The sequence below is a fragment of the Verrucomicrobiota bacterium genome (assembly GCA_037139415.1).
Lineage (GTDB): Bacteria > Verrucomicrobiota > Verrucomicrobiia > Limisphaerales > Fontisphaeraceae > JBAXGN01.
Genome location: JBAXGN010000372.1, coordinates 1 through 1,903, shown reverse-complemented (window position 1 = coordinate 1,903; position 1,903 = coordinate 1). Strand labels below are relative to the sequence as shown.

General features: G+C 55.6%; 2 protein-coding genes. Both read right to left on the bottom strand.

The window, feature by feature from the left end:
- Nucleotides 1-27: 27 nt before the first annotated feature.
- A complete protein-coding gene (locus WCO56_29775) occupies nt 28-1,563 on the bottom strand; it encodes a hypothetical protein (protein MEI7733791.1) in 1,536 nt (511 codons plus the stop codon).
- Between the two features lie 8 nt (nt 1,564-1,571).
- A complete protein-coding gene (locus WCO56_29770) occupies nt 1,572-1,835 on the bottom strand; it encodes a hypothetical protein (protein MEI7733790.1) in 264 nt (87 codons plus the stop codon).
- Nucleotides 1,836-1,903 lie beyond the last annotated feature (68 nt).

Genomic DNA, 1,903 nt, shown 5'->3' with positions numbered 1-1,903 from the left:
GGTTAACAATAACTTCCGAGGCACCCTTCAAATAACTCGTAAACTGGGGCTAGTGGTGATCACATTGGTGATGGCAAAATTGGGACGCCCAGCCGCCTGGCCTTGTCCATCGTGGCAACCAACACAGTATTGGTCCAATACGGGCTGAACCTCGCGCAGGAAGCTGAAGCCGCGCTTGGGACCATGCCAGGGCGTGGGCAGCACCGGCTCCATCCGGGCCGCACTCGCCACGGTCAGGGCGGTGGATTGATTCTGTTTCTCATGACAGCCGACACAGGAAACATTCTCCCCGGGCATCCCCACAAACCAACTGCGCATTTGTTGCAACGCCTGCCCGTGAGCATCCAGCGGCTGGACAGCCACCGGCCGGTTCGCCGGGATCTTGAACATGGCGGATCCGTCTTCGCACACCGGCACGGTGCCAATAATACGGCGCACATCCCATGGCCCTTCCATCCCGACGTAATAATGCCCCCCCATGTTGCGATAGGCGTATTCATATTGGAATACCCGCAGGCTTTTCACCGTGCCACGCGGCACGCCTTTGAGTCCGTCTCCGGAATAAACATTGTGGATATAAACCGAAGCGTTGGGATCGCTGAGATTAACCTTGTCGACAATCGCAGGCGGGCGAGTAGTTTTGCGCAACGGCAACGGCTCAAATAACGCATAGCCGGGTTCCTGTTTAAGCAACACGAGGTTATCGTAGATATCCGCCAGGTAGATACCCCAAGTGGATTTGGCAGAAAGCTGGGCGGCGACCAGGAACAATTTATCCGTAATCGGATAAGGGTGAAGGAACTTGGGCCAGGAATCATCAACCAGCCGGTCCTTGATGATGCCCTTTACTGGTTTACCGTACCCGGGAATGCGCTGGATGGCGCCGCTGTCCTCCTGCCGGCCTTTGGCGGCATCAAATAAAACCATTTCGCCCATTCGCCGCACCCCATGGTGGCCACTGATTATCCCCACGAATTTCGTGTCGCTGCCCGGTAGAGGACGCGCATAAAAAAGTGAGTTTGGCCAGTATGAGTCGCTGCCATAAAACTCGGTCTGGCCGGTGCCATCCGGATTCATGGACATCAGCACGCGGCTGAAATAATGGGCCGAGTCCGTATATTCCCATCGCAAGTACATCACGCGCCCGTTGGGCAACATCACCGGGCACCAATCGTTATCCTGGTCAAAGCACAGCCGGCGGACCCCGGTTCCGTCCGCATTCATGATGTGCAAATTGGCCACATAATCCTTGCCGCCCACGCAGGGCACCCCCTGGAAGGTGGCAGAGGAATCAAAGATGATGCGTCCGTCGGGCAGATACATGGGGTCATAATTGTCCACGTCGGGAGCCGCGCCCTTGGAAACCTGACGCAACCCTGTGCCGTCCGCCTTAATCTCGAACACCTGCCAACGATTCTGCGTTCCGATTGAGGAAAACAGCATTCTGTCCGCGTCAAAATTCAAATCCACATCCCCCACAAACCAGTTTTGAGCGGGCTTATAAAGCGTGGTCATCCGGGTATCCGACTGTTTGAAGGCCAGGGTGGCTATTTCATTTTCCATCGCCGGTTTCAGACTGGAGTTACCCTGCCAATTGGCAGGCGCAGCCCCAAGTTGGAGGCCTGCCGTTTTACAAGCAAGATCGTGTCAAAATCCAGCGCTGGATAGGACAGCAGGACTTTACGCCGCAATTCCTCGAACTTGGCCAGCTTCGCCAGTGCGGCAGGATCCCGCTTTTCCAGTCCCACTTTCAACTCTGCCAGACCGGCCTCGAAGGCAGCTACGGCTTGGAGGAGTTCCGCACCGTTTTTGAAGGTATCGGGGCAGTTTTGCATTAGATCCTGGATGGCTAGCAGCCTGTCGGACTTAGAAAAGCAGTTTTTTTAAGAAGCCCGGACATAAT